Below are 17,422 nucleotides of genomic sequence, written 5' to 3'. Positions count from 1 at the left end.
CGTGTCCGTCGACCCGCTTACACTGGAGGGGTGGCGAGACTACTGATCATCGGCGGCTTCCTGGCCGCCGTGTTCTGGGTGTTCAGCATCGTCGACTGCGCAGTGCAGCCGGCGACGCGGCACCGTGGTGTGCGCAAGGGCATCTGGATCCTGATCGTCGTGCTCCTCCCCGTCATCGGCGGGGTCCTCTGGTTCGCGATCGGCCGACGCCGCAAGAACGACCCCGGTCCCGCGCGCGTGATCGCCCCCGACGACGACCCGATGTTCCTGCGCGGCATCAGCAAGACCGAGCAGGACGCCCGCATCGCTCGTCTCGAAGAAGAACTCGCACGCCTCGATGCCGAGACGGATGCCGCGAACGAGGCGCAGATCGACGGCGACAACGACAGCGGCTCCACTCCCGGGGCGACGCCCGAGCCCCGCCCGTGACCCTTCCGCGTCCGGCCGCGTCGCCGGCGACGGATGCCGCGGCATCCCTCCTCGCCGATCTGGTCGCCCACGGCGTGCGCGACCTCGTGCTCTCGCCCGGTTCGCGCTCCCAGGCGCTCGCGCTCGCCGCGGTGCGTCTGGCCGACACCGGCGACCTGCGCGTGCACGTGCGCATCGACGAGCGGGTGGCCGGCTTCACAGCTCTCGGGCTCGCCCGCGAGACAGGCGTACCGGCGGCGGTGCTGTGCACCTCGGGCACGGCGGCCGCCAACCTGCTGCCGGCCGCGATGGAGGCGTTCCACGCCGGAGTCCCGCTGCTGCTGCTGACCGCCGATCGTCCGCCCGAGCTGCGCGGAATCGGCGCCAACCAGGCGACGACCCAGCCCGGCATGTTCGCGCCCTGGGTGCGTGAGAGCGTCGACGCTCCGGTTCCTGGTGAGTCGGGGTCCGGGGGCGACTGGTCAAGCCTCGCCGTCCGCGCGGTCGCGCTCGCGCTCGGCGCGGACGCCCCGCACGGCCTTCCCGGAGTCGCGGGCCCCGTGCATCTGAACCTGCCCGCGCGCGAGCCGCTGTCGGGCGAACCGGTCGTCACCCCCGTCACTCCCGGCGCCGCTCCGATGCCCGCACGGGGCGAGGCCGTCGTGCTCGCGCGCGGACCCCGCACGGTCGTGATCGCGGGAGCGGATGCCGGGCCCGATGCCGAGGAGATCGCCCACGCCGGGTCGTGGCCGCTGATCGCCGAGATCGTGTCGGGTGCCCGCTTCGGCCGTCATCTCGTGCACGGCTATCGCACACTGTTGCGCCGCGCGGAGCTCGGCGGCGCCGTCGAGCGTGCGGTCGTGCTGGGGCATCCCACCCTCAGCCGCGAGGTCGCGGCGCTCCTCGCACGGCCCGATGTCGAGGTGATCGCGGTGCGGCACGGCGGCGAGGAGCTCGACCTGAACCACCGCTCGCGGCCCGCGGCATCCGTCGTCGTCGCCGCGCCGTCGAACGATGACGACCGTGCCGCCGATCGAACCTGGCTCGGTGCCTGGCTCGAGGCGTCCGCCGCGCAGGCCGTCGACCTCAGCGAGCGGGCTCCGGATCACGACGGCCTGGCGTCCGCCGACTCCGCGACCCGACGCGACGCCGTCAAGGCCGAGCTCGAAGCCGTGCGTCGACCGCTCGATCGCGAGCTGCTGGTCGACGCGGTGTGGCGGGCGACGTGGCCGCACGACCGGCTCGTGTTCGGGTCGTCGCGTCTCGTGCGCGTGGCCGATGCGGTGCTCGGCGGCAAGAAGATCCCCGTGCACGCCAACCGCGGTCTCGCGGGCATCGACGGCACGATCGCGACCGCGACCGGCATCGCCCTCGCGAGCCAGGCGGGGGGAGCGCCGGGCGTGACCCGGGTGCTGCTCGGCGACCTCACCCTGCTGCACGATGTGGGAGCGCTGTTGCTGCCGCCCGACGAGACCGAGCCGCGTCTGCAAGTCATCGTCGGCAACGACGGCGGGGGCACGATCTTCGACGGACTCGAGGTGGCGCAGGTCGCCCCGGCCGCCGACCTGGACCGCGCGTTCTACACGCCGCACCAGGTTCGCCTCGAGCACCTCGCCCTCGCCTACGGCTGGGAGTACCAGCGCGTGACGACCCGCACTGCGCTCGACCAGGTGCTCACCCGCCCCGTCGGCGGCCGTCAGCTCATCGAGGTTCCGCTCGCGCGCTGAGGTGCCGCGCGCGGAGTATCTCGCCCGCTGACCGTCTCGCCCGCGGAGCCCCACCGCTCGCTGCCATGCCCACCGCTCGCTGCCCATGCCTACCGACCGGTGCGAAATGTCGGTTCTGCCGCCCGGTGACCGACATTTCCCACCGATCGGTGCAGCTCGAGACGTGCGCGGAAGCCTGCGACTCGGCCATCATGAGCAGATGAACGCTCACCAGTGGACCGAGACCCTCCGCGTCGGCGACGGCTTCCGTCTCGACGATGTCGACGCCGAGAGCACGCCCGGCTATCACGGGCACAAAGCCGACGGCGCCCGCGACCTCGCCGAGGGACTGGTCGCACTCAACGATCTGCAGGAGCGCCTGTTCGCCGAGAGTCGCACCGGCACCGCGACGGATGCCGTGCTGCTCGTGCTGCAGGCCATGGACTCGGCGGGCAAGGGCGGCATCGTGCGGCACGTCGTGGGCGGGGTCGACCCGCAGGGCGTCTCGCTCGCGGCGTTCAAGGCCCCGACCGACGAGGAGCGCGCGCACGACTTCCTCTGGCGCATCGAGAAGCGGCTGCCCGAGCCTGGGTTCATCGGCGTCTTCGACCGCTCGCACTACGAGGACGTGCTGATCGGGCGCGTGCGTGCACTCGCGCCGCCCGAGGAGATCGAGCGGCGCTACGACGCGATCAACGCGTTCGAGGCGGATGCCGCGGCCTCCGGCATCCGCATCGTGAAGGTCATGCTGCACATCTCGCCCGAAGAGCAGAAGTCGCGGCTCATGGAACGTCTCGAGCGCCCCGACAAGCACTGGAAGTACAACCCCGGCGACGTCGACGAGCGGCTCGTCTGGCCCGAGTACATGCGGGCGTATCAGACGGTGTTCGAGCGCACCTCGACCGAGATCGCGCCCTGGCACGTCGTACCCGCGAACCGCAAATGGTACGCGCGTCTCGCGGTGCAGGAGCTGCTGCTCGCGGCGCTGGAGGACATCGACCCGCAGTGGCCGGTCGCCGACTTCGACGTCGAGGTCGAGAAGAAGCGGCTCGCCGCGAGTTGAGCCCCGCGGGCGGCGCTGATGCCGGTTCAGGCCAGGGCGTCGACCAGCGGGCGGAACTTCACCCGGGTCTCCAGCAGCTCCGACTCGGGGTCGGAGCCTGCGACGATGCCCGCGCCCGCATAAGCGGTCACGGCGATGTCGTCGTCGGTCGCGGTGAACTGAGCGCAGCGCAGCGCGATCGCCCACTCGCCGTTGCCCGCGGCATCCACCCATCCGACCGGGCCCGCGTAGCGCCCGCGGTCGAAGGGCTCCAGCTCGCGGATCACGCCGATGGCGATCGTCGTCGGGGTGCCGGCCACGGCCGCGGTCGGATGCAGCGCCCCGACCAGGTCGAGCGCCGATTCACCCTCCGCCAGCTCGCCCTCCACGTCGGTCGCGAGGTGGAACAGGTTCGGCAGTTTCAGCAGGAACGGCTGCTCGCTCGCCGCCAGCGCCCGGGTGTGCGGGCGCAGCGAGGCGAGCACGCTCTGCACCGCGTACTGATGTTCGTCGAGGTCCTTGGTGCTCGAAGCGAGGGCGGCCGAGACGGCGGTGTCGGCGTCGGCATCCGCTCCGCGCCCCGCGGTGCCCGCGAGCACGCGCGCGGTGACCGTGCGCTCGTGCACCGTGACGAGGGTCTCGGGGCTCGCGCCGATCAATCCGTCGACCGCGAACGCCCAGGTGTCGGGGTATCCGGTCGACAGCGCGCGCACGAGACGGCGCAGGTCGGAGCCGGCGGGGATGCTGCCGGTGAGGTCGCGCGCGAGCACGACCTTGCTCAGCTCACCCGCGGCGATCCGGCCGAGCGCCTGGCGCACGGAGTCCTGGTATCCCTGGGGCGTCTGCGCACCGGGGCCGACGGTCCCGGCCCAGTGCGGTCCGTACGGGTGATCCGCGACGGTGCTCGGGGCGACGGCATCCGCGTTCTCGTCGGCGTAGCCGATGGTCGTGCGCCAGAACCGGTCGCCGTGGCGTCCGATCACCTGCGAGGGGATGACCAGCACGCTGTCGCTCGACGAGCGCTCGTCGAACGCGAGGGCGCCGAAGGCGACGAGCCCGGTGCCGGGCAGGCCGACCGGGTCGTCGATGCGCGCGGTGGAGGCGAGGCGGCGCCAGGCGGTGGCGAGGGCGGCGCTGCGCAGGCCGTTCGCTCCGGCCGAGGCACGCAGCTCGCGCAGGGGCTCGCCGACGGCCACGATGCCGTCGCCGCGGCGCAGCCAGGCGAGGGGGCGGGAGGGGGAGGCCGATGCCAGGAGGTCTTCGATCGGATCGATCTCTCGGGTCTCCACGACCAGCGCGCTGCTCACGGCTCCAGCCTAATCTCTGCGTTCTAGGCTGAGCGCATGAGCGATGCCCGTCCCGCCGTGGGAACCCCGATGATCGTGCAGTGGCGAAAGTGGGACGGGTCTCCGCACTGGCGCCACGAGAGCGTGTACCTCGGGGCGGATGCCTGGGGTGACTGGGTGGGGCAGCCCGCCGGATGGCGCAGCAGTCGTCCGGGGCGGGACTACCTCGCCGGCGGCCCCAACGTGACCCTGATCCCGCACCAGGGCGACTTCGCCCTGACGGTGAACCGGGGGCATTCGAAGGGTATGCGCATCTACGTCGATCTCGGTTGGGACGTGCACTGGAGCGACGATCCGCTGCTCGCGACCGGCATCGACATGGATCTCGACGTCGTGCGCGTCGAGGGCGAGCGCGGCACCTGGGTCGACGACCGTGACGAGTGGGCGGAGCACAGCGCGCGCTACGGGTATCCGCCCGAGATCATTGCGCGGCTGGAGGCGCTGGCGCTCGACCTCGAGGAGCGGGTGCGTGCCCGGGTCGCGCCCTTCGACGATGCGACGGCGGATCGATGGCTCGACCTGCTCGAGTCGTTCGACCTGCACGGGTTCGACCCTGTCAACCCGCAGAATGCGCACAGACCCGACGCCTAGACTGGTCGGGTGACCTCGAACGACCCCCGCAGCGAGCCCAACCGCGCCGATCTCGGTAAGGACCCCGCGCGCGTCAGCGGCATGTTCGACCAGGTGGCGGCCGGGTACGACCGCACGAACACCGCCATGACCTTCGGTAACGACGTGCTGTGGCGAGCGGCGACGACGCGCGCCGTCGCGCCGAAGCCGGGGGAGCGCATCCTCGATCTGGGGGCGGGCACGGCGTCGTCGTCGGCATCCCTCGCCCGCAGCGGCGCCCGGGTGGTCGCCGCCGACTTCTCGCCGGGCATGCTCGCCGAGGGCGAGCGCCGCCACGGGTCGATGCGCAACCTCTCCTTCGTGCAGGCCGATGCCACCGCGCTGCCGTTCGGCGACGACGAGTTCGACGCCGTCACCATGTCGTACGCGCTGCGCAACGTCAACGACCCGAAGAAAGCGCTGCGCGAGCTGTTCCGCGTCACCAAGCCGGGCGGGCGTCTCGTGATCAACGAGTTCTCCACGCCCCCCGCTCCGCTCTTCCGCGGCGCGTACCGCTTCTACAACGCGCAGGTGCTGCCGCGTGTCGCCCGCGTCGCCGGCACCAACGGCGACGCCTACGACTACCTCAACGAGTCGATCGCGGCCTGGCCCGACCAGAAGCGCCTGGCCGAGTGGATCCGCGAGGCCGGCTGGATCGACGTCGCGTACCGCAACCTCACCTTCGGGATCGTCGCCCTGCACCGGGCGCGAAAGCCCGCCTGAGACGACGGTAGGCTGACAACGTGACTTCGAGCCCCGTAGCCCCGGGATCGCGACTGGCGAGCCGTCTGGGTTTCAGCGACCGTGTCTTCATCGGTCCTGCTGCGCGGCGCGTCGCGCGCGCGATCGAGGACGGGCTCGAGCTCGTCGAGACCGGATTGGCCGAAGACGTGCGCGTCGCCGATCCCCTCGCCGACGCCGCGAGCCGGTACTTGTACGAGGCCGGAGGCAAGCGCATCCGTCCGGTGCTGACGCTCCTCGCCGCCCAGCTCGGCGACGGCAACACCGAGAAGGTGATCGACGTCGCCAAGGCGCTCGAGATCACGCACCTCGGCTCGCTCTACCACGACGACGTCATGGACGGAGCCGACCGCCGCCGCGGGGTTCCCGCCGCGCACGCCGTGTGGGGCAACAACATCGCCATCCTCACCGGTGACATCCTCTTCTCGCGGGCCAGCCAGCTCATGTCGCGTCTCGGCGAGCGGGCGATCCGCCTGCAGGCCGACACGTTCGAGCGCCTCGTCCTGGGGCAGATGCACGAGACGCTCGGCGCGCAGCCCGACGACGACCCCATCGACTTCTACATCCAGGTGCTCGCCGACAAGACCGGCTCGCTGATCGCCGCCGCGACGCAGGGCGGGGTGATCTTCTCGAACGCGCCGAGCGAGTACGAGGAGCCGCTGCGGGTCTACGGCGAGAAGATCGGCGTGGCGTTCCAGCTGCTCGACGACGTCATCGATCTGTCGGCCAAGCCGGAGGACACCGGCAAGGTCCCCGGCACCGACCTGCGCGCGGGCGTGCCCACCATGCCGTACCTGCTGCTGAAGGCGCAGGACGACGCGGATGCCGCCGACCTCGCCGCCCGCATCGACGCCGGAGTCGTGCGCATCGCCGACGGTGAGGACCCCGCGATCCTCGACGGACCGCTCGCCGAGCTGCGCGATCACGCGGCGACGCAGAAGACCCTCGATCTCGCCCTGACGTGGACGCGCGACGCGATCGCCGCGCTCGCACCGCTGCCCCGGGGCACCGTGCGCGAGGCGCTGACGCGCTTCGCCGAGACCCTCGCCGAACGCTCCAGCTGACCGGCGCCGCGTCCGGACGGGCGCGGCTGTGCGGCTCACGCGACGGCATACGAAAGGACCTCCATGACCAAGCTCAGACTGGCCATCGTCGGTGCAGGACCCGCCGGGATCTACGCGGCCGACCTGCTGCTGAAGGCCGAGCGCAAGTTCGACGTCTCGATCGACCTGTTCGAGCAGCTGCCGGCGCCCTATGGACTGGTCCGCTATGGCGTCGCCCCCGATCACCCCCGCATCAAGGGCATCATCAACGCGCTGCGCGATGTGCTCGACCGCGGTGACATCCGCCTGTTCGGCAACGTGCGCTTCGGCGAGGACATCACGCTCGACGACCTCAAGAAGCACTACAACGCCGTGATCTTCGCGACCGGCGCGATCCGCGACACCTCTCTCGACATCCCCGGCATCGACGCGGTCGCCTCCTACGGTGCGGCCGACTACGTCAGCTGGTTCGACGGGCACCCCGACGTGCCGCGCGAGTGGCCGCTCGACGCGGCATCCGTCGCCGTGCTCGGCAACGGCAACGTCGCGCTCGACGTGTCGCGCATGCTCGCCAAGCATGCCGAGGACCTGCTCGTCACCGAGGTGCCTGAGAACGTCTACGAGGGCCTGAAGTCCAGCGCGGTCACCGACGTGCACGTCTTCGGACGCCGGGGCCCGGCGCAGGTGAAGTTCACTCCGCTCGAGCTGCGCGAGCTCGGCGAGCTGCGCGACGTCGACATGGTCGTCTACGACGAGGACTTCGACTACGATGACGCCGCCAAGGATGCCGTCGCGAGCAACAAGCAGGTCATGGTCATCGATCGCATCCTGCAGTCGTGGCGCAAGCTCGACTCGGTCAACAACGCCGGCGGAACGGCATCCCGTCGCCTGCACCTGCACTTCTGGGCGCGCCCGGTCGAGGTGCGCACCGACGACAGCGGTCGCGTCGCGGCGCTCGTCTACGAGCGCACCCAGCCCGACGGGCAGGGCGGCGCGATCGGCACCGGCGAGATGCGCGAGCTGCCGATCCAGGCGCTGTACCGCGCGATCGGCTACTTCGGCTCGCCGCTGCCCGGCGTGCCCTTCGACAAGAAGCACGGCGTGATCCCGAACCGCGAAGGGCAGGTGCTCGCGAAGGACTCGAACGAGAAGGTTCCCGGCATCTACGCGACCGGCTGGATCAAGCGCGGACCGGTCGGGCTCATCGGCCACACCAAGTCCGACGCGATGGAGACCGTGCGTCACATCATCAACGACCAGGGCTCGTGGTGGCACCCGGAGGACCCCTCGGAGGAGGCCATCCCGGCGCTGCTCGAGGAGCGCGACGTGAAGTGGACCGATCTCGACGGCTGGCACCGCCTCGACGAGCACGAGATCGCCCTCGGTGCTCCGCACGAGCGGGCGCGCGTCAAGGTCGTGCCGCGTGACGAGATGGTGCGCGTCTCCCGCGGGGAGTGAGTCGCCCTCGGATAGCCTGGCCGCATGGCTGACACCGGCTCCGCGCACTGGATCCCCGACATCCTCGGCGACGAGTTCGAGCAGCTGACGCTGCCGCTCGCCGACGACGACCAGGGCCCGGTCGTCGCGACCCTGGTGCGCGCGCTGCCGGCATCCGTCGGGTGGTGGGAGCGCCTGCGGGGACGGATGCCGCTCCTGCACGACGTCGACGTGCTCTACGTGCACGGCTGGTCGGACTACTTCTTCCAGAAGCGCCTCGCACGGTTCTGGACCTCGCGCGGCGCGCGGTTCTTCGCGCTGGATCTGCGCAAGTACGGGCGCAGCCTGCGCGACGGGCAGACGCCCGGCTACGTGACCGATCTCGCGACCTACGACGAGGACATCGCCGCGGCGCTCGATGCGATGGGCCGGGGAGCGGATGCCGCGGCGTCGCCTCGGCGCCTCGTGCTGCTCGGACACTCGACGGGCGGGCTGACGCTGAGCCTCTGGGCATCACGGCATCCGGGGATGGCGGATGCCGTGATCCTCAACAGTCCGTGGTTGGAGTTCCAGTTCGCGGCGGCGCGCGCGGCGATCGCGCCGATGGTCGAGCTGCAGGCGCGGCTGCGCCCGCTTGATGCGGCACCGCAGATCGATCTCGGCTTCTACAGTCGGGCACAGGAGGCGGTGGCCGATCCCGACGACCCGATGGAGGTCGACCTCCGCTGGCGCCCGCAGCAGACCATGGCGGTGCACGCCGGCTGGTTGCACGCGATCCTCAGCGGGCACCGCACGGTCGCGGCGGGGCTGTCGATCACGGCGCCGGTGTGCGTGCTGCTGTCGGCGCGGTTCGCGTCGCCGACGCGGTGGTCCGACGAGCTCACGCGGGCGGATACCGTGCTCGTGGTCGAGGACATCGCCCGCGCCGCGCTGCGCCTCGGGCCGTCGGTCACCGTCGAGCGGATCGACGGTGCGCTGCACGACGTGTTCCTCTCGGCGCACGACGCACGCGAGGACGCGTACCGGCGGCTCGACCGCTGGGTGAAGGGGTGGCGAGCCGCCGGGTGACGCGGGCGGCCGTCCGCCCCGCAGGCGTCAGACGTAGTACATGGCGCGGGCGAGACGCTCGGCGTCGTCGCCGTCTCCCCGTTCCACCGCATCGCGGAAGTCGGCGTACACCTGCGTCATGTGCGCGCGGTCCTCGACGGGTACCACCCAGTTGCGGAGGTTGCGGAACAGCGCGATGCTCGAGTCGTTGACGAGGGCGCTGTGCTGGGGATTGCCCGCGCGGTGCGTGAGGTACGAGAAGACCGCCCACCGGCCCTCGGACGTCTTCGCGGCATCGTCGAGCGTGGTGTGCAGCCGCTCGACGAGTCCCGCCAGGTAGGCGCGCTCGACCTCGGTCAGTTTGGGCACGCCCATGCGCGCGGAGACGCCCGCCTGGTAGCCGGCGAACTCGAGCGTGCCGAGCACGATCTCGGGTGTGACGAGCGTGACCTCGGTGTAGCGGCTCGGGTACATCGTGACCAGTCCCAGACGCTCGAGGCGCTGCAGGGCCTCGCGAACGGGCGTGCGCGAGACGTGGAGCTCGTCGGCGACGGTGACGTCGCGGATGCGGTGGCCCGGCTCCATCACCCCGTCGATGATCTGCTGGCCGATGTGGTGGAACACCTCGTCTGCGAGGAGCTGTTTTCCTTCGCCGATGTGTGTGGTTTCAATGCTGCTCATCGACTTACCCCCAGTAAGTTCGTCGGTTCACCACCGCTGGCGTCGCGCCTCCCGGTCGCGCGGTGCGCCTGCTGTCGTGCTTCCTGCTGTCTTCGGTTCTGCTGTGCTGCGTGAGCGCCCCATACGCTCCCGCAGGAAACTACATCATGCACCTGTGGGGCCGCCGTGCCTATCGTTCTTGCGGAGTTCTTGCGGTGGGCCTGCGTCGATGCCGCGGTGATGCGTCGCTGTGGTGCGTGTCGGCGGTCCGTGGGAAGCTCCGGGGATGGACGAGCTCACTCTGCGCCCTTGGGGTTCCGGCGACCTGCCGCTCCTGCACCGGGCCAATGCGCCCGCGATGACGTCGCACCTGAACGGCTCCGAGACCGACGCCCAGGTCGAGGAGCGCCATGCGCGCTACCTGCGCCTGAACGCCTCGGGTGCGGCGCACATGTCGGTGATCCTCGAGGGTGGGATGCCGGTCGGGTCGATCGGCTTCTGGCCGGTGCGCTGGCGCGACACCGACGCATGGGAGACGGGGTGGTTCGTGCTGCCCGAGGCGCAGGGTCGCGGGATCGCGGCGCGCGCGGTCGCGCTGGTCGTCGCGCAGGCGCGGGCCGAGCCGGGGGAGCGACGGATGCTCACGGCCTTCCCCGGCGTTGACAACGCCGCGTCGAACGCCGTGTGCCGTCGCGCGGGATTCGCCCACGTCGGCTCGCTCGTCGAGGAGTTCCGCGGAGCGTCTCTCGCGATCAACGAGTGGGTGTACGACCTCGGGGAAGCGGCCTCCGGAAACGCGTGAAGCCCCGCCGGGGCGAGGCTTCACGAACGGGTGACGACGCGGTCAGCGGTAGTTGATGAACTGCAGGTCGACGTCGAGGTCGGAGCCCTTGAGGAGGGCGATCACCGACTGGAGGTCGTCGCGACTCTTCGACTGCACGCGCAGCTCGTCGCCCTGGATCTGGCTCTTGACGCCCTTGGGTCCCTCGTCGCGGATGATCTTGTTGATCTTCTTCGCGTTCTCCGAGGAGATGCCGTCCTTGAGCGTCGAGACGATGCGGAACTCCTTGCCACTGGCGAACGGGTCGCCGGAGTCGAGGCTCTTGAGCGAGATGCCGCGCTTGATCAGCTTGGACTGGAACACGTCGAGCACGGCCTTCGCGCGCTCCTCGGTGCCGGCGATGATGAGGATCTGCTCGCCGCTCCAGGCGATCGACGCGCCCGTGCCCTTGAAGTCGTAGCGCTGCTCGATCTCCTTGCGGGCCTGGTTCAGGGCGTTCTCGGCCTCCTGGTGATCCACTTTCGAGACGATGTCAAAGGAACTGTCAGCCATACAGGGAGTGTACCGAGAGTGCGCAACCCGCGCCGCTCGCGCCCGTGGCCCCGCGACACGCGGGCGTCTCGGCGTTGCTCCGCGTGCAACCGATACTTCGGTCGTAGCGTGAAGGCATGGCACGAGTCGGTGGACGCAACCTGGCGATGAGCTGGTTCGCGGGAGTGGTCTGCGCCGGTGTCGTCGCCGGATTGATCTGGCTCTCCCTGCCGATGATGCCCGTGCTCGCCGCGTTCGCCGGCGACACGTTGCGATCGATTTTCCCCTGAGCGGGACCGTCGCTTCCCGAACGCCCCGGAGGGCGAATGCCGACACGTCGGCACGCCTCCCGGAGCGTGTCCGAGGGCGGCGGTACCCTCGCACTGCACACTTCCGATGAGAGGCGCACCCCATGAGTGACCCCGAGGTTCCCCAGCCCGAGCGGCCGAAGGACGTCAACGACGTCCTCGACAGCGCGAACGAGGGTCTCGACGCCGCCGCCGCGGCCGGTGCCGACGTGCCCGCCGGCGACAACGCCGCGATCCGTGACGATGCCGCCCGCGGTGACGCCGCCATCCACAGCGACGCCGCTTCCGGTGCCGCCGCTTCTGGTGCCGCCGTGTCCGAGCCCGCCACGACGGATGCCGCGACCGCCGCTCCGGCCGTCGACCCCGATCTCGCGGCCTTCGAGGCCGCGGAGCGCGATCACCCGGGCACGTTCTCGGCTCCGGTCGAGCGCCGCGAGCCCGTCTACGGCGCCGAGGCCACCGAGGTGATCGCCGCGCCCACCGCGTACGTCGACGAGACGCCGACGGTCGCCGACACCGCTTACTCCTCGCGTGCCGACGCCGAGACCACCATCGTCCCCTCGGAGCCGGCGTTCGCCGCAGCCGCTCCCTCGCAGCCGCAGCCGATCTTCGTCCAGGCTCCCGAGCCGCCGCGCGACCGCGGCAACCGTGGAACGGCCGGCGCGATCGGACTCCTCGCCACCCTCGCCTTCGCCGTGCTCTACCTGGGTGCCACGCTCGGGTTGGGCGCGCTTGCGGGCGACGTCGACGGCAGCAACATCGGGCAGGCCGCTCTCGCACCGCTGCAGACCGCGGGATACTGGGTGCCGGTCGCCGTCTTCTTCCTCGGTTTCTGGCTGCTCGGCGCGATCATCAATCGCGGTCGCTGGGGTCTCTGGGTCGTCTTCGGCATCATCGTCGGCGCGATCGCGTACGGCGGCCACCTTCTCGGGCAGCTCTTCCAGGCGCAGTTCTGGACGCTCACCGCTTCCGAGGGCGCCGACCTCATCGGCGGTCAGCTCCTCGCCCCGCTCGCGATCGTCGCGTTCGTGTTCGCCCGCGAACTCACCATCTGGTTCGGCGCCTGGGTCGCCCGCAGCGGTGCCCGCAAGACCGAGCTGAACCTCGAGGCGCAGCGCGAGTACGAGCGCACCCTCGAGGCCGGCCCGACGCTGTCGAGGTAATGACGCACACGCCGATGCCGAACCCCCGTGGACCCGAGTCCGCGGGGGTTTCGCCTGTCCTGGCGGTGGTCTTCGCCACCGTCGGCTTCTTCGCACTGGTGATCTTCGGGCTCGGTGGACTGAGCTTCCTCACCGACAGCGACATCATCGCGACGCCGGGGCTGGGGCAGTGGCCGGGCATCAGCGGCATGGCCGCGGCCGTGCTCGCCTTCGCCGTCCTGCTCTGGTCGGTCGTCCGTCGCCCCGGGCCGTCGTTCTTCTCGGCGCTCGTGATCGCGGTGGCGACGGCGCTCGTGCATCTGGGCGCGGTCTGGATCGCCGTGGCGAGCGTCGCCGGGAGCGCGCTGCTCGCGACGGCGGTCGCCGGCGACCTGGTGCGCGGGGGAGCGAGTGCCGTGCTGCTCCTGGCCGCCGCGATCGGCGCCTGGGCCGGGATCGCCCTGCGGCGCACCCGCGCACGGCATCCGCGCTGGCCCTGGGAACGCGACGAAGACGCGGAGTGATGAGCGGCGATGACGCGCCGCTCTCCCGGCGTGTCGCCGCGGAGCGCCCGCTCGCGCGTACCCTGGTGGGGTGGAGCGCTCGTTGGAGACGCAGGTCGACCAGGCCGTCGAGGCCTGGTTGCGCTGGGTGCCGCGCTGGGAGCCGGCGACCCATCGCGGTCGGATCGCGCCGTGCCGCCGGTGCCTCGGCTCCCCGCTGCTCTCCGCCGCGGGGATCGGAGCGAACGTGCCGCACGGCGTGCAGCACGGGCTCTCGACGCGGTTGAAGACGATCGTCGATCACGCGGTCGCCGACTACACCGCCCGCAACCTGCCGATGCTGCAGCGCGAACTCGATCAGCAGGCCGCCCGCAACCGCGCGCGCAGCTACCGCCCGGCCGAAGACCTCGACCCCGAGTTCGACGGGTTGCCGCTCGATCCCGATCCGGTTCCGGGCGCGCCGTTCCTCTTCACGATCGCCGGCCTCGCCGACGACGCGGCCGAGACGCTGCCGCCCCTGCCGCCGTTGACCGAGGAGGCGAAGGTGGCGCTGCGCCAGGAGGTCGGTCTGGCCGATGAGTACGCCAACATGGTCGGCCGTGAGATCTGCGGTCTGCTGCTGCGTCACCGTCTGCCGATCCAGGCCGCCATCGCGCAGCACATCGAGCCGCAGATCGAGGCGCTCCTCGCCGAGCTGACCCAGTCGCTCGACTCGCCCTTCGACGCCGACCCGAGCTAGCGACGGCATCCGCGCGAGGAGCCCGCGGTCATTTGACCGGCAGGTTACGCGCCATTACACTTGGTCAGGTGTGTGCACGTCTCGACGTGCGCGCTGGGCGCCGGCCCCATGGCCGGTCCGCCCCCACGGCATACCCACCACACCAAAGGCGCGTCCGTTCGGACGCGCCGGTGGGTCATGATGTGAAACCCATCACGCTGTCACCGTGCAGCATTATGAGGAGAGAACGTGCCAACCATTCAGCAGTTGGTTCGCAAGGGTCGCTCGCCCAAGGTCACCAAGACCAAGGCGCCGGCGCTCAAGTCGAACCCGCAGCAGGCCGGGGTCTGCACCCGCGTCTACACCACCACCCCGAAGAAGCCGAACTCGGCGATGCGCAAGGTCGCCCGTGTGAAGCTCCGCAACGGCACCGAGGTCACCGCGTACATCCCCGGTGAGGGCCACAACCTCCAGGAGCACTCGCTGGTGCTCGTCCGTGGCGGTCGTGTCAAGGACCTCCCCGGTGTGCGTTACAAGATCGTCCGTGGCGCCCTGGACACCCAGGCCGTCAAGAACCGTAAGCAGGCTCGTTCCCGCTACGGCGCGAAGAAGGGTTGAGTTAGATGCCTCGTAAGGGTCCCGCCCCCAAGCGCCCCGTCGTCAACGACCCGGTCTACGGCGCTCCGATCGTCACCTCGCTGGTGAACAAGATCCTCGTCGACGGCAAGAAGTCGCTGGCCGAGTCGATCGTCTACGGCGCCCTCCGCGGCGTCGAGGCGAAGAACGGTCAGGATGCCGTCGCCACGCTCAAGAAGGCGCTCGACAACGTCCGCCCCACCCTCGAGGTCCGCAGCCGCCGCGTCGGTGGCTCGACCTACCAGGTGCCGGTCGAGGTCAAGCCGCACCGCGCGAACACCCTCGCGCTGCGCTGGCTCGTCAGCTACGCCAAGGGTCGTCGTGAGAAGACGATGACCGAGCGTCTCCAGAACGAGATCCTCGACGCCTCGAACGGCCTGGGTGCCGCGGTCAAGCGCCGCGAAGACACCCACAAGATGGCCGAGTCGAACCGCGCGTTCGCTCACTACCGCTGGTAAACAGCTCCGCCCGCCCCCGGCCATCCGTCGGGGGCGGGCACCCCCTCTTCGCAGTACGACTGCCAGAAAAGATAAGGACACTCCCGTGGCACAAGACGTGCTCACCGACCTGAGCAAGGTCCGCAACATCGGCATCATGGCGCACATCGATGCTGGCAAGACCACCACGACTGAGCGCATCCTGTTCTACACGGGTGTCAACCACAAGCTGGGCGAGACCCACGACGGTGCTTCGACCACCGACTGGATGGAACAGGAGAAGGAGCGCGGCATCACGATCACGTCTGCCGCCGTGACCTGCTACTGGAACAAGAACCAGATCAACATCATCGACACCCCCGGTCACGTGGACTTCACGGTCGAGGTGGAGCGCTCGCTCCGCGTCCTCGACGGTGCGGTCGCCGTCTTCGACGGCAAGGAGGGCGTCGAGCCCCAGTCCGAGACCGTGTGGCGTCAGGCCGACAAGTACAACGTCCCGCGCATCTGCTTCGTCAACAAGATGGACAAGCTCGGCGCCGACTTCTACTTCACGGTCGACACGATCATCAACCGCCTCGGCGCCAAGCCGCTGGTCATCCAGCTGCCCATCGGCGCGGAGAGCGACTTCATCGGTGTCGTCGACCTCATCGAGATGCGCGCACTGGTGTGGGCGGGTGACGCCAAGGGTGATGTGACCATGGGCGCCTCCTACGAGATCCAGGAGATCCCGGCCGACCTCAAGGAGAAGGCCGACTCCTACCGCCAGCAGCTGCTCGAGACCGTCGCCGAGAGCGACGACGCACTCCTCGAGAAGTTCTTCGGTGGCGAGGAGCTCACGGTCGCCGAGATCAAGGGCGCCATCCGCAAGATGACGGTCGCCTCGGAGATCTACCCGGTGCTCTGCGGCTCGGCGTTCAAGAACCGCGGCGTGCAGCCGATGCTGGACGCGGTCGTCGACTTCCTCCCGAACCCGCTCGACGTGGGCTCGATCGAGGCGCACGACCCCAAGGACCCCGAGAAGATCATCGAGCGTCACCCCGACGCCAACGACCCGTTCGCCGCGCTGGCGTTCAAGGTCGCGGTGCACCCGTTCTTCGGTCGTCTGACCTACGTGCGCGTCTACTCGGGTTCGCTCGAGTCGGGCTCCGCGGTCATCAACTCGACCAAGGGCAAGAAGGAGCGCATCGGAAAGATCTTCCAGATGCACGCCAACAAGGAGATCCCGGTCCCCTCGGTCACCGCGGGCAACATCTACGCCGTCATCGGTCTGAAGGACACCACCACCGGTGACACCCTGACCGACCCGGCCTCCCCGGTCGTCCTCGAGTCGATGACGTTCCCGGAGCCCGTGATCGAGGTCGCCATCGAGCCGAAGACCAAGGCCGACCAGGAGAAGCTGGGTGTCGCCATCCAGAAGCTCGCTGAAGAGGACCCGACCTTCCGCACCGAGCTCAACCCCGAGACCGGTCAGACGACCATCAAGGGAATGGGCGAGCTGCACCTCGACATCCTCGTCGATCGCATGAAGCGCGAGTTCAACGTCGAGGCCAACGTCGGAAAGCCCCAGGTCGCGTACCGCGAGACGATCCGCAAGGCCGTCGAGAAGCACGACTACACGCACAAGAAGCAGACTGGTGGTTCGGGTCAGTTCGCGAAGATCCAGTTCACCATCGAGCCGATGGACCTGGACTCCGAGAACACCTACGAGTTCGTCAACGCCGTCACCGGTGGACGCATCCCGCGCGAGTACATCGGCTCGATCGACGCCGGTTTCCAGGACGCCATGAACGTCGGAGTCCTCGCGGGCTACCCGATGGTCGGCGTCAAGGCGACCATCGTCGATGGTGCCGCGCACGACGTCGACTCCTCGGAGATGGCGTTCAAGATCGCCGGCTCCATGGGCTTCAAGGAAGCGGCTCGCCGCGCCAGCCCGGCTCTCCTCGAGCCGCTGATGGCCGTCGAGGTCCGTACTCCCGAGGAGTACATGGGCGACGTCATCGGTGACCTGAACTCGCGTCGTGGCCAGATCCAGTCGATGGAGGACGCCGCCGGCGTCAAGGTCGTCCGTGCCCAGGTGCCGCTGTCCGAGATGTTCGGTTACATCGGCGACCTGCGCTCGAAGACCTCGGGCCGCGCGGTCTACTCGATGGAGTTCCACAGCTACGCTGAGGTTCCCCGCAACGTGGCCGACGAGATCGTCCAGAAGACCGCGGGCGAGTAACAACTTCTGGGAGCCGGGTTCCGGCCCGGCTCCCAGGTCCCCTACAACTTCACATTCCCTCTCTACTAAACTGAGATTCACACCCGTAGAGAACCGGTCGCAATCC

General features: G+C 69.9%; 19 protein-coding genes. 16 read left to right on the top strand and 3 right to left on the bottom strand.

Annotation, left to right across the window (positions count from 1 at the left end):
- Nucleotides 1-30 precede the first annotated feature (30 nt).
- The 3 genes from ACTJKK_RS07430 (at nucleotide 31) to ACTJKK_RS07420 (ending at nucleotide 3,177) form a co-directional block, all read left to right on the top strand.
- A complete protein-coding gene (locus ACTJKK_RS07430; protein WP_440747493.1) occupies nucleotides 31-429 on the top strand; it encodes a PLD nuclease N-terminal domain-containing protein in 399 nt (132 codons plus the stop codon).
- Nucleotides 426-2,135, top strand: a complete 1,710-nt coding sequence (menD, locus tag ACTJKK_RS07425) for a 2-succinyl-5-enolpyruvyl-6-hydroxy-3-cyclohexene-1-carboxylic-acid synthase (protein ID WP_440747492.1) — start codon at nucleotides 426-428, stop codon at nucleotides 2,133-2,135. The genes ACTJKK_RS07430 and menD overlap by 4 nt, the downstream gene beginning before the upstream one ends.
- A 199-nt stretch (nucleotides 2,136-2,334) precedes the next feature.
- Complete coding sequence (locus tag ACTJKK_RS07420) at nucleotides 2,335-3,177, top strand: PPK2 family polyphosphate kinase (RefSeq protein ID WP_247956760.1); 843 nt, start codon at nucleotides 2,335-2,337, stop codon at nucleotides 3,175-3,177.
- A gap of 26 nt (nucleotides 3,178-3,203) precedes the next feature.
- Here the strand turns inward: ACTJKK_RS07420 and ACTJKK_RS07415 are convergent, their stop codons facing one another.
- On the bottom strand, nucleotides 3,204-4,463 hold the full coding sequence (locus ACTJKK_RS07415; RefSeq protein ID WP_440747491.1) for an isochorismate synthase: 1,260 nt from the start codon (nucleotides 4,461-4,463) through the stop codon (nucleotides 3,204-3,206).
- Between the two features lie 36 nt (nucleotides 4,464-4,499).
- Between ACTJKK_RS07415 and ACTJKK_RS07410 the strand changes: the two genes are divergently transcribed.
- The 5 genes from ACTJKK_RS07410 (at nucleotide 4,500) to ACTJKK_RS07390 (ending at nucleotide 9,400) form a co-directional block, all read left to right on the top strand.
- The gene (locus ACTJKK_RS07410) at nucleotides 4,500-5,093 is read left to right on the top strand and encodes a hypothetical protein (protein WP_440747490.1); all 594 of its coding nucleotides are present in this window, start codon (nucleotides 4,500-4,502) and stop codon (nucleotides 5,091-5,093) included.
- A 9-nt stretch (nucleotides 5,094-5,102) separates the two neighbouring features.
- Nucleotides 5,103-5,834, top strand: a complete 732-nt coding sequence (locus ACTJKK_RS07405) for a class I SAM-dependent methyltransferase (RefSeq protein WP_308194268.1) — start codon at nucleotides 5,103-5,105, stop codon at nucleotides 5,832-5,834.
- Between the two features lie 20 nt (nucleotides 5,835-5,854).
- Nucleotides 5,855-6,916, top strand: a complete 1,062-nt coding sequence (locus ACTJKK_RS07400; RefSeq protein ID WP_247956757.1) for a polyprenyl synthetase family protein — start codon at nucleotides 5,855-5,857, stop codon at nucleotides 6,914-6,916.
- Between the two features lie 63 nt (nucleotides 6,917-6,979).
- Complete coding sequence (locus tag ACTJKK_RS07395; protein WP_440747489.1) at nucleotides 6,980-8,353, top strand: FAD-dependent oxidoreductase; 1,374 nt, start codon at nucleotides 6,980-6,982, stop codon at nucleotides 8,351-8,353.
- Between the two features lie 24 nt (nucleotides 8,354-8,377).
- Nucleotides 8,378-9,400, top strand: a complete 1,023-nt coding sequence (locus ACTJKK_RS07390) for an alpha/beta hydrolase (RefSeq protein ID WP_440747488.1) — start codon at nucleotides 8,378-8,380, stop codon at nucleotides 9,398-9,400.
- A 27-nt stretch (nucleotides 9,401-9,427) separates the two neighbouring features.
- Here ACTJKK_RS07390 and ACTJKK_RS07385 read toward each other — a convergent pair whose 3' ends face one another.
- Nucleotides 9,428-10,060 (bottom strand): GntR family transcriptional regulator, encoded by a 633-nt coding sequence (locus ACTJKK_RS07385; protein WP_247634089.1) that lies wholly within the window; start codon nucleotides 10,058-10,060, stop codon nucleotides 9,428-9,430.
- Nucleotides 10,061-10,325: 265 nt separating this feature from the next.
- Between ACTJKK_RS07385 and ACTJKK_RS07380 the strand changes: the two genes are divergently transcribed.
- On the top strand, nucleotides 10,326-10,841 hold the full coding sequence (locus ACTJKK_RS07380) for a GNAT family N-acetyltransferase (protein ID WP_440747487.1): 516 nt from the start codon (nucleotides 10,326-10,328) through the stop codon (nucleotides 10,839-10,841).
- 42 nt (nucleotides 10,842-10,883) lie between these two features.
- Here the strand turns inward: ACTJKK_RS07380 and ACTJKK_RS07375 are convergent, their stop codons facing one another.
- Nucleotides 10,884-11,372, bottom strand: coding sequence for a YajQ family cyclic di-GMP-binding protein (locus ACTJKK_RS07375; RefSeq protein ID WP_247625188.1), 489 nt, complete (start codon nucleotides 11,370-11,372; stop codon nucleotides 10,884-10,886).
- A gap of 116 nt (nucleotides 11,373-11,488) precedes the next feature.
- Between ACTJKK_RS07375 and ACTJKK_RS07370 the strand changes: the two genes are divergently transcribed.
- The 7 genes from ACTJKK_RS07370 to fusA all read left to right on the top strand — a co-directional run bounded on the left by ACTJKK_RS07370 (nucleotide 11,489) and on the right by fusA (nucleotide 17,316).
- Complete coding sequence (locus tag ACTJKK_RS07370; protein WP_247634091.1) at nucleotides 11,489-11,641, top strand: hypothetical protein; 153 nt, start codon at nucleotides 11,489-11,491, stop codon at nucleotides 11,639-11,641.
- 122 nt (nucleotides 11,642-11,763) lie between these two features.
- The gene (locus ACTJKK_RS07365; protein ID WP_440747486.1) at nucleotides 11,764-12,822 is read left to right on the top strand and encodes an ABC transporter; all 1,059 of its coding nucleotides are present in this window, start codon (nucleotides 11,764-11,766) and stop codon (nucleotides 12,820-12,822) included.
- A gap of 65 nt (nucleotides 12,823-12,887) precedes the next feature.
- Nucleotides 12,888-13,325, top strand: a complete 438-nt coding sequence (locus tag ACTJKK_RS07360; RefSeq protein WP_440747485.1) for a hypothetical protein — start codon at nucleotides 12,888-12,890, stop codon at nucleotides 13,323-13,325.
- Between the two features lie 70 nt (nucleotides 13,326-13,395).
- Entirely contained in the window at nucleotides 13,396-14,043 is a 648-nt protein-coding gene (locus tag ACTJKK_RS07355) for a spermidine/putrescine ABC transporter substrate-binding protein (protein WP_247634094.1), read from the top strand.
- Between the two features lie 228 nt (nucleotides 14,044-14,271).
- On the top strand, nucleotides 14,272-14,640 hold the full coding sequence (gene rpsL, locus ACTJKK_RS07350; protein ID WP_017201609.1) for a 30S ribosomal protein S12: 369 nt from the start codon (nucleotides 14,272-14,274) through the stop codon (nucleotides 14,638-14,640).
- Between the two features lie 5 nt (nucleotides 14,641-14,645).
- The gene (gene rpsG, locus ACTJKK_RS07345) at nucleotides 14,646-15,116 is read left to right on the top strand and encodes a 30S ribosomal protein S7 (RefSeq protein ID WP_017201608.1); all 471 of its coding nucleotides are present in this window, start codon (nucleotides 14,646-14,648) and stop codon (nucleotides 15,114-15,116) included.
- 85 nt (nucleotides 15,117-15,201) lie between these two features.
- Nucleotides 15,202-17,316 carry an elongation factor G gene (gene fusA / locus ACTJKK_RS07340; RefSeq protein WP_282185368.1) on the top strand — a complete coding sequence of 705 codons (2,115 nt, stop codon included), beginning with the start codon at nucleotides 15,202-15,204 and terminating at the stop codon, nucleotides 17,314-17,316.
- The last annotated feature ends 106 nt before the right edge of the window (nucleotides 17,317-17,422 follow it).

This window comes from Microbacterium sp. 22179 (assembly GCF_052045715.1).
GTDB classification, from domain to species: Bacteria; Actinomycetota; Actinomycetes; order Actinomycetales; family Microbacteriaceae; genus Microbacterium; species Microbacterium galbinum.
The sequence above is the reverse complement of the archived record's forward strand: the minus strand, read 5'-3'. Positions and strand labels throughout refer to the sequence as shown.

Excerpts from the sequence above, each read along its gene's own strand:
- ACTJKK_RS07375 (WP_247625188.1), bottom strand. The coding sequence starts at position 11,372 with ATGGCTGACAGTTCCTTTGACATCGTCTCGAAAGTGGATCACCAGGAG.
- ACTJKK_RS07420 (WP_247956760.1), top strand. The coding sequence starts at position 2,335 with ATGAACGCTCACCAGTGGACCGAGACCCTCCGCGTCGGCGACGGCTTC.
- ACTJKK_RS07385 (WP_247634089.1), bottom strand. The coding sequence starts at position 10,060 with ATGAGCAGCATTGAAACCACACACATCGGCGAAGGAAAACAGCTCCTC.
- ACTJKK_RS07410 (WP_440747490.1), top strand. The coding sequence starts at position 4,500 with ATGAGCGATGCCCGTCCCGCCGTGGGAACCCCGATGATCGTGCAGTGG.
- rpsG (WP_017201608.1), top strand. The coding sequence starts at position 14,646 with ATGCCTCGTAAGGGTCCCGCCCCCAAGCGCCCCGTCGTCAACGACCCG.
- ACTJKK_RS07395 (WP_440747489.1), top strand. The coding sequence starts at position 6,980 with ATGACCAAGCTCAGACTGGCCATCGTCGGTGCAGGACCCGCCGGGATC.
- ACTJKK_RS07380 (WP_440747487.1), top strand. The coding sequence starts at position 10,326 with ATGGACGAGCTCACTCTGCGCCCTTGGGGTTCCGGCGACCTGCCGCTC.
- ACTJKK_RS07365 (WP_440747486.1), top strand. The coding sequence starts at position 11,764 with ATGAGTGACCCCGAGGTTCCCCAGCCCGAGCGGCCGAAGGACGTCAAC.
- ACTJKK_RS07370 (WP_247634091.1), top strand. The coding sequence starts at position 11,489 with ATGGCACGAGTCGGTGGACGCAACCTGGCGATGAGCTGGTTCGCGGGA.
- ACTJKK_RS07390 (WP_440747488.1), top strand. The coding sequence starts at position 8,378 with ATGGCTGACACCGGCTCCGCGCACTGGATCCCCGACATCCTCGGCGAC.